This window comes from Allobosea sp. 01N443 (genome assembly GCF_056399325.1).
Genome location: NZ_JBFTRC010000178.1, coordinates 1 through 11,952 on the forward strand (window position 1 = coordinate 1; position 11,952 = coordinate 11,952).

The 11,952-nt window shown below is 63.7% G+C and carries 10 protein-coding genes; 7 read left to right on the forward strand and 3 right to left on the reverse strand.

All coding sequences use genetic code 11. The features are described from left to right. Positions 1-793 (reverse strand): fumarylacetoacetate hydrolase family protein (locus AC1DRP_RS29185; protein ID WP_476770308.1); only part of this gene is annotated, 793 nt, incomplete at its 3' end. Between the two features lie 431 nt (positions 794-1,224). Here AC1DRP_RS29185 and AC1DRP_RS29190 point away from each other — a divergent pair. Beyond that, the gene (locus AC1DRP_RS29190) at positions 1,225-2,586 is read left to right on the forward strand and encodes an OmpP1/FadL family transporter (RefSeq protein WP_441490928.1); all 1,362 of its coding nucleotides are present in this window, start codon (positions 1,225-1,227) and stop codon (positions 2,584-2,586) included. Between the two features lie 81 nt (positions 2,587-2,667). Here the strand turns inward: AC1DRP_RS29190 and phaC are convergent, their stop codons facing one another. Next, a complete protein-coding gene (gene phaC / locus AC1DRP_RS29195) occupies positions 2,668-4,491 on the reverse strand; it encodes a class I poly(R)-hydroxyalkanoic acid synthase (protein ID WP_441490927.1) in 1,824 nt (607 codons plus the stop codon). Between the two features lie 116 nt (positions 4,492-4,607). Here phaC and AC1DRP_RS29200 point away from each other — a divergent pair, with 116 nt between their 5' ends. The 6 genes from AC1DRP_RS29200 (at position 4,608) to glpX (ending at position 10,647) form a co-directional block, all read left to right on the forward strand. Beyond that, positions 4,608-4,958, forward strand: coding sequence for a hypothetical protein (locus AC1DRP_RS29200; protein WP_441490926.1), 351 nt, complete (start codon positions 4,608-4,610; stop codon positions 4,956-4,958). A gap of 198 nt (positions 4,959-5,156) precedes the next feature. Then, entirely contained in the window at positions 5,157-5,993 is an 837-nt protein-coding gene (blaOXA, locus tag AC1DRP_RS29205) for a class D beta-lactamase (RefSeq protein ID WP_476770309.1), read from the forward strand. 188 nt (positions 5,994-6,181) lie between these two features. Then, complete coding sequence (locus AC1DRP_RS29210) at positions 6,182-7,402, forward strand: LL-diaminopimelate aminotransferase (RefSeq protein ID WP_476770310.1); 1,221 nt, start codon at positions 6,182-6,184, stop codon at positions 7,400-7,402. Positions 7,403-7,479: 77 nt separating this feature from the next. Then, the gene (locus AC1DRP_RS29215; protein ID WP_476770311.1) at positions 7,480-7,911 is read left to right on the forward strand and encodes a hypothetical protein; all 432 of its coding nucleotides are present in this window, start codon (positions 7,480-7,482) and stop codon (positions 7,909-7,911) included. Positions 7,912-8,241: 330 nt separating this feature from the next. Continuing rightward, on the forward strand, positions 8,242-9,588 hold the full coding sequence (locus AC1DRP_RS29220; RefSeq protein ID WP_476770312.1) for a homoserine dehydrogenase: 1,347 nt from the start codon (positions 8,242-8,244) through the stop codon (positions 9,586-9,588). Positions 9,589-9,651: 63 nt separating this feature from the next. After that, on the forward strand, positions 9,652-10,647 hold the full coding sequence (gene glpX, locus AC1DRP_RS29225; protein ID WP_069881040.1) for a class II fructose-bisphosphatase: 996 nt from the start codon (positions 9,652-9,654) through the stop codon (positions 10,645-10,647). Between the two features lie 227 nt (positions 10,648-10,874). On the opposite strand, the gene AC1DRP_RS29230 is transcribed toward glpX, so the two are convergent. Then, positions 10,875-11,768, reverse strand: a complete 894-nt coding sequence (locus AC1DRP_RS29230; RefSeq protein ID WP_476770313.1) for a LysR family transcriptional regulator — start codon at positions 11,766-11,768, stop codon at positions 10,875-10,877. Between the last annotated feature and the right edge of the window lie 184 nt (positions 11,769-11,952).

An 11,952-nucleotide genomic window follows, 5' to 3' on the forward strand; every position in this document is an offset into this window, starting at 1 on the left:
GAGCCACGACCTCGCCGCCCTTCAGGAAGCGCGGCGGCTTGAAGCCGAGACCAACGCCGGGCGGAGTGCCGGTGGTGATGACATCACCCGGATCGAGCCGCATGAACTGGCTGATATAGTGCACGAGATAGGCGGCACCGAAGATCATCGTCTTGGTCGAGCCGTTCTGCACGCGCTCGCCATCGACCTCGAGCCACATGCCGAGATTCTGGATATCGGCGATCTCGTCGGGGGTCACCAGCCAGGGGCCGAGCGGGCCGAAGGTCGGGCAGCCCTTGCCCTTGGCCCATTGGCCGCCGCRCTCGGTCTGGAATTCGCGCTCCGAGACGTCGTTGCAGACGCAAAAGCCTGCGATCGCGGCCATGGCGTCCTTCTCGGCGATATAGGAGCCGCCATCGCCGATCACGATCGCAAGCTCGACTTCCCAGTCGGTCTTCTTCGAGTTCTTCGGGATGGTGACGTCGTCATAGGGGCCGACGATGCAGTTCGGCGCCTTGTTGAACAGGATCGGCTCGGCCGGGATCGGCGCGCCGGTCTCAGCCGCATGGTCGGCGAAGTTGAGGCCGACAGCGATGAAATTGCGCACATCGCCGACGCAGGCGCCGATGCGCGGCGTCCCCTGAACCTCGGGGAGCGTTTCGGCATCGAGCGCCTTCAGTGCCGCAAGCGAGGCCGAGGTCAGCGCCTTGCCGGCGATGTCCGGAACCTTGCCTGACAGGTCGCGCAGCACGCCCTTGGAGTCCAGCAGCGCGGGCTTCTCTTGGCCGAAAGCGCCATAACGTACCAGTTTCACGTCGTTTCCCCCGTTTCAATCGATATGATCAAAGGTGCGCGATCCTGTGCGGACGGGGCGCCCGAGGCAAGCGGTTCCTGCGCATGACGCGACTGCACAGGGGGGCCCCGAAACTTGTTGCGGGAATGCAACGGCCGTCGCCAAAGCAAAGGCTTCTGCAACCATTAGACGTAGGCTCGTAGAACTGCCACCTGCGCAAAACTTGTGATAGTTCGCATATAAACGATCTTTTTCACGCGCTGACTTGATCGGCACTGCAGGAATCGGCGGATTTTTAGCCGATTCTGCCTGCTGCGGTGCAAGCACATGGAGAAGCATGGCGAAATTGTGCCGTTCAGGGCGGGATTGCGGCAGAAACGCGAGCGCGGCATGTTCGTCGGCGAAGCGGGTGATTTGCCCGAAAGAACGTCAATCCTAGGGATGGGTACTCGATGAAGAGCATGGTTCGCTACACCGCCGCTGCTACCGTTTCAGTCGCTGCTCTTCTGGTTTCCGGCGTCGCTTCGGCAAGTTCGTTTTCGCTGCGCAGTGGAACGAGTGCCGAGGGCCTCGGCATGGCATTTGCCGGCGCGGCCTCCGGCGGCATCGGCATGGGAGCCATGACCTTCAACCCGGCCACGATCACCATGTTTCCAGGCCGCAACAGCAATTGGAACTTCAGCTACATCGCCCCGAGCGCCAGCTACGATCCGACCTCGCCAACACGGGTGCGGCTGCCTAACGGCGCGATCGTCCCGATCGGCGCCGCTGGAGGAAGCAACCTCGGCACCGGCGAGATCGGCGGCGATGGCGGTTTCGTGCCGGCTTCGTATTCAGCCTGGCAGCTGACCGATCGCCTCTGGATCGGCATGCACACCGGCGTGCCCTTCGGATTGCGCTCGAAACCCGAAAACCAATTCAATGCGTCTCAGATTTACGGCCGCTCGGCGCGCGTCGCGACGATCAACGTTACGCCGACGGTCGGCTACCAGGTGAATGACTGGCTCGCCGTGGGCGCAGCGCTCCAGGTGCAGTATTTCAAGACCAATCTGAAGCAGGCAGCTGGCATCACGGCTACGGCGGCCAACACCATCCTCGAAGGCGACTCGATCGATTTCGGTTACAAGCTCGGCGTGACGCTGACCCCGTGGCAGGGAACCAATATCGGCCTGGCCTACCGCTCGATGATCCATCATTCGCTGGAGGGCACGTTCAAGACCCCGGCCGCGGTCCCGCCGATCCTCGCTGCGGGTTCGAACCCGATCAAGGCGAACCTGAATCTGCCCGATTCGGTCGTATTCGGCCTCTCCCAGGTCATCAACGACCAGTGGCAAGCTCACCTTGGTGTCGAATGGACGAACTGGAGCCGTTTCCGTCGCATTCCCGTGGTCGCCAGCAATTTTGGCGTTCCTTTCACCAGCCTGAACTTCCAGTATGACGACAGCTGGTACTTCGCGGCGGGTCTCGAATACAAATACAACCGCGATCTGACCCTTCGCGCCGGTGTCGGTTACGAGCTTTCGGCCGTGAACGACGAGAACCGCACGGTCTTCATCTCGGATAATGACCGCCTCTGGTTATCGACAGGCTTCAGCTATCAGGTCTCGGATAGGATCAAGTTCGACCTGGGCTATACCTACCTCCACGTCCAGAATGCGAGCGTGAACTATTCCGGAGCGCATCCGCAGCAGGGCGCGGTTCTCTACACGGCCGAGGCCAAGCCGCATGTTCATGTCGTTTCCGCCGGCATCACCTATCGTTGGGACAATCCGCAGGAGACGATCCCGATGCGCCCGGTGGTGCGGAAGAACTGATCGACGTACCCAATTCTGCGAAAAGCCGGCCCTTGGGCCGGCTTTTTTGTGATCCGGAAGGTCATCCGGCTCCGAAGGGGCTCAAACCCTGATCTTGACGTAGCTTCCAGGCGCGTCCTCGAGCGGCGCCAGTGCGCCGTCGCCCGGCTCGCGCGCCGGCAGTGTCTTCGGCGCCTGCGAAGTCAGCCAGCCGAGCCAATGCGGCCACCAGGAACCGGGGTGTTCGACGGCGCCCTTGGCCCAATCGGCGAACACGCCCTCGGGTTTGCCCCCGGTCCAGTACTGGTACTTCACCTTGCCAGGCGGGTTGATCACCCCCGCGATATGGCCGGAGCCCGCCATGACATAGTCGACCGGCCCGCCGAAACATTGCGAGCCGATGAAGACGGACTGAGCCGGAGCAATGTGGTCTTCCTTGGCGGCGAGGTTGTAGACGGGAATCTTCACCGCCTTCAGATCGAGCGTCTTCCCGCCGATCGTCATCTCACCCTTGGAGAGCCGGTTCTCCAGATAGCAGCCGCGCAGATAGAAGGAATGGTTGGCGGCCGGCATGCGCGTCGAATCGGAGTTCCAGTAGAGCAGGTCGAACGCGGTCGGGAGCTTGCCCTTCAGGTAGTTGTTGACGGCATAGGACCAGATCAGGTCGTTCGGCCGCAGCATGTTGAAGGCTCCGGCCATGCGCGCGCCGTCGAGATAGCCGCGCTGGGCCATCTGCTCCTCGACGGCGCGGATCTGATCCTCATCGACGAAGACTGAGAGTTCGCCGGCCTTCGAGAAATCGACCTGCGTCGTGAAGAAGGTCGCGCTCTCGATGCGCTTGTCCCTGGTCGCAGCCATATAGGCGAGGGTGACGCCAAGCAGCGTGCCGCCGACGCAATAGCCGATGGCGGTCACGCGCTTTTCGCCGGTCGCCTGCTCGACCGCGTCAAGGGCCTCGAAGATGCCCTCGCGCATATAGCTCTCGAAATCCTTGGCGGCGTGGCGCTCGTCGGGGTTGACCCAGGAGATGCAGAAGACCGTCAGTCCCTGCGCCACGCACCAGCGGATAAAGCTCTTCTCGGCATTGAGATCGAGAATGTAGAACTTGTTGATCCAGGGCGGCACGATCAGCAGGGGGCGCTTGAAGACCTGCTCGGTCGACGGTGCGTACTGGATCAGCTCCATGATCTCGTTGCGATAGATGACCTTGCCGGGCGTCGTGGCGATATTGACGCCGACCTCAAAGGCACGCCCGTCCGACTGGCGGATCTTGAGTTCGCCGCCTCCGGCTTCGACATCCTCGGCCAGCATCTTCATCCCGCGCACGAGATTCTCGCCGTTCTGCTTGAGCGTCTCGCGCAGGAGTTCGGGATTCGTTGCGACGAAATTCGAGGGCGAAAGCGCGCTGGCGATCTGCTTGACGTAGAAGCGCGCCTTCTCACGGGTATGCGGGTCAAGGTCCTCGGCGCGATCAACCATAGACTCGGCCCAGCGCGAGCCGATCAGATAGGCCTGCTTGACRAAATCGAACATCGGGTGGGCCGACCAGTCCGGATCGGCAAAGCGCGCATCGCGCTTGTCGGGCTCGGCGACCGGAGCTGCTTCCTCGCCGCTGGCCCGCTTCAGGGTCGAAGCCCACAAACTCATGAAGTCGCTGGTCAGCGAAGCTTGTGCCTCGATGATCTTGCGCGGGTCCGTGACCCAGCGTTCTGCGACGCGGCCAATGGTCTTGACCATTTCGCTGACCTCGTCGGCGGCGCCGGTCTTCGCCTCGCCGCGCTCGATCGGCTTCAGATAGGCAGCGGTCACCTTCCCGGCCTCTTCCATGAAGCGCCCCATGTTCTGGGCCAGCAGGTCGAAATCCGGCACAGGCGCTTCGTCCGAGCCAGCGGGACCCTTCGGCTTGTCGTCGGCTGGCGGGCACATGAATCGTCTCCCCTTGCCACGTCTTTTGCGGAAGCCCTTGCTTCCTATTTTGGTCCCATTAAGGACGTAAACGATATGGTGTAAAAAGATAATTCTGCAACGCGCCGGACCTGCTCATGTCACTCAACAATCCTACGACAAGGTTCCTGGCGCTGCTGCTGCTCTGCGCCCCATTTCTTGCCGGCTGTGCGGGGGATGGCGTGAAGGGTGTCGCCGAGGCTGCGGGACTGGCGACCACGCCGCAGGAATCGAAGCCCTTCGTCAAGGAGAGCCGCTCGACGGAGCGGGATTACATCTCGGTCGGCACGTCTGCGACGCGCGCTGCACCGCGCAAGCCCGTGGCGGATTTCAAGACGCTCGAAACCAACCTCGAAGCCAAGCGCCTCTCGAATGAGGCTGCCGGCGAACAAGCCAAGTCCCTCGGCGCGACCGCGCCGCCAGCGCCGGCCGTGGTTCCGACCAACTAATCGGCGATTCGATTAGCCGCCTATTCTATTGGGCGGAAGTCGACTCGGCTGGCTCGTCCCGTCTGGCTCCTGCAATCTGCCGGGCAGGGCAGCCTTCACCAATCGGTTAGGTTAATTCGAGTTAGTCGGAATCGCGCCATATCCCGGACGGGCCGGCTCGCTAGGGCAGGGGCGTTGCCGTTCCGGAGACCGTGCCCCATGGCGCAAGCGGACCATCGTTCATTCTCCTTCGCCGCAGCCATGCTGATCGCGGGCGCAATGCTGCCCAATTCTGCGCAGGCTCAGACTGTCCCCGTGAAGCCGTATCTCGATTGCACGCTCATTCTCGAGGCGGCATCGGGAAAGACGCTCCACCGCGAAGGAACCTGCGACAAGCGCTTCAGCCCCGCATCGACCTTCAAGGTGCCGCTTGCTGCGATCGGTTACGACGCGGGCATTCTCGAAGACCAGCACAAGCCCCTCTGGGACTATCAACCGCGATTCAACGCGGTGGCGCGGGATCGCAAGCCGGTCGACCCGACGATCTGGGAGGCGGATTCGGTTATCTGGTACTCGCGCGAAATGACCGCCCGGCTCGGGCCCAGGAGCTTCGCAGCCCATGTCGCGAAGCTCGGCTATGGCAACGGCGATGTCTCGGGTGATCGCGGGCAGAACAATGGCCTGACCCATTCCTGGATCTCGTCGTCGCTGACCATCTCGCCAGAGGAGCAGACGGGCTTCCTGAGGCGCCTCCTGTCCGGCTCGCTGCCGGTTTCCGGCAAGGCCCATGAGATGACCAGGGCGATCCTTCCCAGCTTCAGCGCCGGAGACTGGACGGTGAAAGGCAAGACCGGCAGCATCTGGCTTCGGAACGCTGCAGGCGAAATCGATCGGAAGCGGCCTCTCGGCTGGTTCGTCGGCTGGGCCGACAACAAGGACAGGCGCGTCGTCTTCGCGCGCCTGCTGATCGGCGCGGAACGCACGGATGGCATACCCGGCCGGAAGCTCCGCGACGCCTTTCTGAAGGAACTGCCGGTTCTGATGAAGGCCAAATGAGCGGCACGAAGGCTGCGGCCGGAAGGGGCATGCCGCTAGGAGAGGCCCGAGCCGCCCCTGCCACGCTGGCGTCTTTCGTCGAAAATTGCGTCTTACGGCCTGTCCTGACCGAAGATGCGATGCTAAGGGCAGTCAACGCACAATTGTGACGAGCCGGTTCTCGCGGCGCGTCCAGGGACATGTTCGAAATGACCGATTTTCATCGCATCAAACGCCTGCCGCCCTATGTTTTCGAACAGGTCAACAAGATCAAGGCGGCCGAACGAGCCAAGGGCGTCGATATCATCGACCTCGGCATGGGCAATCCCGATCTGCCGGCGCCGAAACATGTCATCGAGRAGCTGGTCGAAACCGCCGGCAAGCCGCGCACGGACCGTTACTCCGCTTCAAAGGGCATTGCCGGCCTGCGCCGCGCCCAGGCGCATTATTACGCGCGCCGTTTTGGCGTGAAGCTGAACCCCGACACCCAGGTGGTCGCGACACTGGGCTCGAAGGAAGGCTTCGCCAATATGGCGCAGGCGATCACCGGCCCCGGCGACGTCGTGCTCGTGCCGAATCCGAGCTATCCGATTCATGCCTTCGGCTTCCTGATGGCAGGCGGTGTCATCCGCTCCGTTCCCGCAGAGCCGACTCCGGCCTTCTTCCCCGCCTTGGAGCGGGCGATGATCCACTCGGTGCCGAAGCCGATCGCACTCGTGACCTGCTATCCGGCGAACCCGACCGCCTATACCGCCTCGCTCGATTTCTACCGCGACCTCGTCGCCTTCGCGAAGAAGCACGAGCTGATTCTGCTGTCCGATCTCGCCTATGCCGAGGTCTATTTCGACGAGAACGACCCGCCGCCCTCGATGTTGCAGGTGCCGGGCGCCATGGACGTCACGGTCGAGTTCACGTCGATGTCGAAGACCTTCTCGATGGCCGGCTGGCGCATTGGCTTTGCCGTTGGCAACGAGCGCCTGCTCGCGGCGCTGGCGCGGGTCAAGTCCTATCTCGACTACGGCGCCTATACGCCGATCCAGGTTGCCGCAGCCGCCGCCCTGAATGGCCCGGACGATTGCATCCGCGAAATGCGCGAGATCTATCGCAAGCGGCGCGACGCGCTTGTCGAAAGCTTCGGCAAGGCCGGCTGGGACTTCCCCGCACCGCAGGCCTCGATGTTCGCCTGGGTGGCGATCCCGGAGAAGTTCCGCCATCTCGGCTCGCTCGAGTTCTCGAAGCTGCTGATCGAGAAGGCGGAGGTCGCCGTCGCGCCCGGCATTGGCTTTGGCGAACATGGCGACGATTTCGTCCGCATCGCCATCGTCGAGAACGAGCAGCGCATCCGGCAGGCGGCCCGGAATATCGGCCGCTTCCTCAAGGGCGCGGATCAAACGCTTCACAACGTCATCCAGATATCCAAAGCTGGGTAAGCTGAGCTAAGACGAGTGCGCGATGGCCGGCGCAGACGCGCCGCCATCGGTCTTGCAGTTGAGGGCAGGGGCTCGGCATGTTCAGCAAAGGCCGTTTGATCGGCATCGGTTTTGGCCTGTTCGCGCTGGTCTGCCTCGTCGTCACCTATGATTACTCGCGCGGACGCAACACGCAGACGAACTCGCCGCTGGTGTCCGATATTCTCACCGCGACTCGCTCCAACGAATGCGGCCGGGACGCGACGGAGATTGCCGCGCGCTATTTCCCCCTGGGGCTGGAACAGGCCGAAGCCGAACAGCGCCTGGGCACGATCAGCATTGTGCCGCCTGCCGCCTGGTTCTGGCGCCCCGTAGTCGAGAACGCGACGACCTGGACCGGACCGACGCTGGAAGCGCTGCACACCATCAAGACCACGGCCTTCGGCAATCAGCTGCTGCGGCTGCATCTGACCTTTGCCGATGGCAAGCTGAAACGGCTCGCAGCCGAGGTCGTCTGCCGGTTCGACTGACCAGCGACCCAAGCCCGCACCAGCCTCCAGCCGTTTGATATCCGTTTCGCAGTCACGCGCTCCAGCGTACGGTTCTTCAGCCTGGATACGCGCTGAATGACCGGATGCGGCTCGATCCAGCCCCAGATCGAACGTCCTGTCTTACAGGAGCGCGCCATGGCATCGACCGACGAGCTCGAAGGGCGAATCAGCGCACATGTTGTGTCCGCCGTGAGTCCTTGATCGCTTCCCGTTCCTGAGCTGAGAAACTGCGCGCGTCGCGCCAGGCTTCGTACCGAACCGCGCATCCGCTCCGTTGACTCGCCCGTTGTCGCGTGCGACCCCGACGGCATGACGACGCTCGCTTCCTCACCCGGTCCTGCTCCCTTGCGCGTTGGTGTCGCCGGCCTTGGCACGGTCGGCGCTTCGGTGCTGCGCATCCTCAACCGCCAGGAAAACGCCATTGCGGCCCGCTGCGGCCGCGCCGTGCGTGTGACGGCCGTTTCGGCCCGCGACCGAACCCGTGATCGCGGCATCGATCTCACCGGCTACACCTGGTTCGACGATCCGGTCGAGCTGGCGCGCTCGTCGCAGATCGATTGCTTCGTCGAACTCGTCGGCGGTTCGGACGGCRTCGCCAAGGCTGCGGTCGAGGCCGCTCTGTCCTCCGGCAAATCGGTGGTGACGGCGAACAAGGCGCTGCTTGCGCATCACGGCGTCGCGCTTGCCGCGCTGGCTGAAGAGAAGGGCGTGGCGCTTGCGTTCGAAGCCTCCTCCGCCGGCGGTATTCCGGTGGTCAAGACGCTGCGCGAGGCGCTCTCCGGGAACAATGTTTCGCGGCTCTATGGCATCCTCAACGGCACCTGCAATTACATCCTCTCGCGCATGGAGCTGGAGGGGCTGACCTTCGAGGCCTGCCTCAAGGATGCCCAGCGTCTCGGTTATGCCGAGGCCGACCCGACCTTCGATGTCGAGGGTTACGACACAGCCCATAAGCTCGCCATTCTGACCAGCCTCGCATTCGGGGTGAAGATCGACGCCGAAGCGATTCATGTGGAAGGCATTTCCTCGATCGCGCCGCTCGATCTGAAGATGGCCGACGAGCTCGGCTACCGCATCAAGCTGCTCGGTGTCGCCGAGCGCACTCGCACCGGAATCGAACAGCGCGTGCACCCGACAATGGTGCCGAAATCCTCCGCCATCGCGCAGGTCATGGGCGTTACCAATGCGGTGACGATCGATGCCGACGCGGTCCGTGAACTGACCCTGGTCGGTCCCGGTGCCGGTGGCGATCCCACGGCGTCTGCCGTCGTCGCCGATATCACCGATGTCGCGAGCGGCACCTCGGGCTTGCCCTTCGGCCTTCCGGTCTCGCGGCTCGAGCAGCCGGCGCGCACGCCGATGCAGCGTCATGAGGGCGGCTATTACATCCGCCTCGCGGTTGCGGATCGGCCGGGTGCCGCCGCAGCCATCGCCACCCGCATGGCGCAGGCCGATATCTCGCTCGAGAGCATCGTCCAGCATCGTTCGGAAGCCGCCGCCACCCGGGACCCGACGGGGCGTTCCGGAGCGCCGGTGCCGGTCGTACTCATCACCTACGCCACCAGCGAGTCGGCGATCCGCGACGCGCTCGAAAAGGTCACCGCCGACGGTCACATTGCTGAACCGCCGCAGGTGATAAGGATTGAACGGGAATAGGCCTTCGGCGCCTGCGTGTCCGACCTGCCGATTGCCGACTGCTGAATAGTTCGAGGGAGCCTCATGTCCGAACTCACCATCGCCTCATCCCATATCATCGAGCGCTATCTGTCGATGGAACTGGTCCGCGTCACCGAGCGTGCAGCGGTCTCCGCAGCGCGCCTGCGCGGCCATGGCAATGAGAAGGCAGCCGACCAGGCAGCGGTCGATGCCATGCGCCGCGAGCTCAACCGCCTGCCCATCGATGGCGAGATCGTCATCGGCGAGGGCGAGCGCGACGAAGCCCCGATGCTCTTCATCGGCGAGAAGGTCGGCAACCGGCACGGGCCCAAGGTCCACATCGCCGTCGATCCGCTCGAAGGCACGACGCTTTGCGCCAAGGACATGCCCGGCGCCATCGCCGTCATGGCCATGGCTGAAGCCGGCAAGCTGCTCTATGCGCCCGACGTCTACATGGACAAGATCGCGATCGGCCCCGGCTATGCGCAGGGCGTCATCGATCTCGACGCGTCGCCGACCGACAACATCCATGCGCTCGCCAAGGCCAAGGGCGTGAAGCCGCATGAGATCAGCGCACTGGTCATGGACCGTCCGCGCCATGCCAAGCTGATCGAGGAGATCCGCAAGACCGGTGCGTCTATCCGCCTGATCACCGATGGCGACGTCGCCGGCGTGATCTTCTGCACCGAGCCTGCCAAGACCGGCATCGACATCTATATGGGCATTGGCGGCGCGCCCGAGGGCGTGCTGGCGGCGGCTGCGCTGCGCTGCGTCGGCGGCCAGATGCAGGGCCGCCTGATCCTCGACACCGAGGAGAAGCGCAAGCGCGCCCATGGCATGGGCGTCCTCGATCCGAACAAGAAATATGACATGTCGGAAATGGCCTCGGGCGACGTCATCGTGTCTGCCACCGGCGTCACCGACGGCGGCATGCTGTCAGGCGTGAAGTTCGGCAAGGACGTGATTGAGACCGAGACCATCGTCTACCGCTCGATCACCGGCACCGTCCGCCGCATCTATGGCGAGCACCGCGAATTCGGCAAGTTCAAGCTCGATTGAGACGGCGAGGCCGAGCGCCCCGCCAGGACAGGATTTCGAACGACGGCCGGGCATGTCCCGGCCGTTGCTGTTCGGGGGCAGCCTGGCCGTGCCGCGGGAGCAGGCTCATCCTTGCAGGAACGGCGCCTGGACCATCGGGCCGGGTATCGTATCCGGCCCGATGATCCAGCCTTCTGTGGCTGCATCGGCTTTCCCGAAAACCGCAATCCACTTTTCAGGCCAATGCCTTAGGACGCGATCTCGAGGAAGCGCTGCAGCGTMGGCGAGGTGTTGGCCGCGCGCCAGACCAGGCCGGTTTCGATCTCCGGAGCGGAATCCTGCAGAGGCAGGTAATGCGCCCCGCGCCGGCGCAGGTTGGTCATGGATTGCGGCACCAGCGCGATTCCCATGCCGGCGGCGACGAGCCCGATGATCGTCTGCATCTGGATCGCCTCCTGATGGACGGCAAGGGGCGCGCCATGCTCGGCGAAGTAGCCCGACACGATGTCGTGGAATGCAGGCGCGATATGGCGCGGAAACAGGATGAGCGGCGCGGCCATGATCGCCTCGGCGCGCAAGGTCTCGGCGGTGAAACCCGGGCGGCGGGCCGCGATCCAGGCCTCGGGAACAGCGGCGACCAAGGGCTCACGCAGGAGCGGGCGATAATTGAGCGTGGCCTGCAGGGCCTTGCGGTCGGGGGCGATGATCATGCCGACGTCGATCTCGTCGGTCAGCACCGCCTCGATCTGGATGTCGCTGGTTGCCTCGCGCAGCGAGACCGCGACATGAGGAAAACTCTGCCGGAACCGGCTGACCATCCCGGGAAGCACGCTGTAATCGGCCGTGCTGACGAAAGCGAGGCGCAGGCTGCCGRGTTCGCCGCGCGAGAGGCGGCGGGCCGTTTCCGGCAACCCCGCGGCCTTGTCGAGAACGGCACGTGCGTGAGCAAGCCATTCCTGGCCGACGGGCGTCAGGGCGACGCTGCGCTTCGTCCGCACGAAGAGTTGCACGCCCAATTCACTCTCCAGGGCCTGGATCGACTGGCTCAGGGGCGGTTGCGTCATGCCCAGGCGCTCGGCAGCCCGGCCGAAATGCAGCTCTTCTGCGACGGAGAGGAAATGGCGGAGCTGACGGAGGTCCATGGGATCCTCTAATATGCCCTGCGACCTAATGGCGATAGAAAAGTATATTTCTCATTAGATTGGAGTGGCTCTAAAACTGCCTCGTCACCTCTGACTGCCGCCGACCGGGAGCACACGCCCATGCCCTTCAACGAACGTTCCAAGAATATCACCCAGGGCATCGCCCGCTCGCCGAACCGCGCGA

Bases quoted from the DNA above. Each gene is read 5' to 3' on its own strand.
- AC1DRP_RS29190 (WP_441490928.1), top strand. From the start codon at position 1,225: ATGAAGAGCATGGTTCGCTACACCGCCGCTGCTACCGTTTCAGTCGCT.
- AC1DRP_RS29200 (WP_441490926.1), top strand. From the start codon at position 4,608: ATGTCACTCAACAATCCTACGACAAGGTTCCTGGCGCTGCTGCTGCTC.
- blaOXA (WP_476770309.1), top strand. From the start codon at position 5,157: ATGGCGCAAGCGGACCATCGTTCATTCTCCTTCGCCGCAGCCATGCTG.
- AC1DRP_RS29215 (WP_476770311.1), top strand. From the start codon at position 7,480: ATGTTCAGCAAAGGCCGTTTGATCGGCATCGGTTTTGGCCTGTTCGCG.
- glpX (WP_069881040.1), top strand. From the start codon at position 9,652: ATGTCCGAACTCACCATCGCCTCATCCCATATCATCGAGCGCTATCTG.